The organism is Limosilactobacillus walteri (genome assembly GCF_014830205.1).
GTDB lineage: Bacteria > Bacillota > Bacilli > Lactobacillales > Lactobacillaceae > Limosilactobacillus > Limosilactobacillus walteri.
Genome location: NZ_QORN01000071.1, coordinates 1 through 1091 on the forward strand (window position 1 = coordinate 1; position 1091 = coordinate 1091).

Here is a 1091-nt window from a genome sequence, read left to right on the forward strand (position 1 = left end):
ATTAAATTTTAAACATTAAAACCCCAATGATCCAACTTTGGGGGTATACACTTTCTGGTATGGATGAAAATTCCATGCCAGATTTTTATACAAAAAAGAGGACATTTGCTGTCCCCTCGTTATACAATCAATTCACCACAAAAATCATGAAAGAAGGTTAAACAAATGTCCCATAATGATTCTATCCTAAATATTCTTGGAATTAAAGATAAAAATATTAAAGTTATTTCGGTTGAAGAGGCTGAACAGAACAATAATTCCGTTAAAGAGTATATCACCCTAATAAAAGCTACCCTTTCTTATCCCATTAATCGTTGTCGTAACTGTGGCTTTCCCACAGTTAATAAAGATGGCTTTCGCAAAACTCATGTACGACTGGCTAGTCTAAATGGAAGAAGGTATGAACTAGAACTTCGTAAACAACGCTATAAATGTAAATCATGTCATACTACTTTTGGCGCTGTTACTAATTTAACCAGAGAAAATCAAACCCTATCCAGTGACCTCAAAAATCAAATCATGCTTTTAGCTCGTAAGGGACTTGCCGGTCAGCTTATTGCTGAAATGTGTCACTGCTCTCCTAGCAGTGTTCGGCGAACAATTTTAGAACGCATGAAACCACACTATCGTGTGGCTAAGCTGCCTAAGCATCTATGTTTTGACGAATTTCGTTCAACTAAGTCTGTGATGTCCTTTATTTGTTGCGATGCTGAAACTCACCAAATTGTCACGAAGTTACAAGATCGGCTATCGCCTACCATTGTTGATTATTTTGAAAATCGTTATTCAAAGGCTGAACGCGAATGCGTTCAATCAGTTGTAATTGATTTAAATGCTCAATATCAAAGCTTTATCTATCGTCTTTTTCCTAATGCCAACATTATTATTGATCGTTTTCACCTCGTGCAATTAGCTGGTCGTGCTTTGGATAATTATCGTGTCTCGATTCTTAAAAGCCTCGATAAACATAGTCGAGAATATAAAATTATGAAATCACATTGGAAACTATTCCATAAAAAAGCTGAAGATCTTCACCCAGAAGAAGTAATCTTTCTTCGCGGCGTTAATCAATATATGACTCGTCAAAATGC

The 1091-nt window shown here is 36.0% G+C and carries 1 protein-coding gene; it reads left to right on the plus strand.

Going from position 1 to position 1091, the window contains the following annotated elements:
- Positions 1-165 precede the first annotated feature (165 nt).
- Positions 166-1091: ISL3 family transposase (locus tag DTK66_RS10900; RefSeq protein WP_191668690.1), on the plus strand; the 926-nt coding region annotated here is incomplete at its 3' end.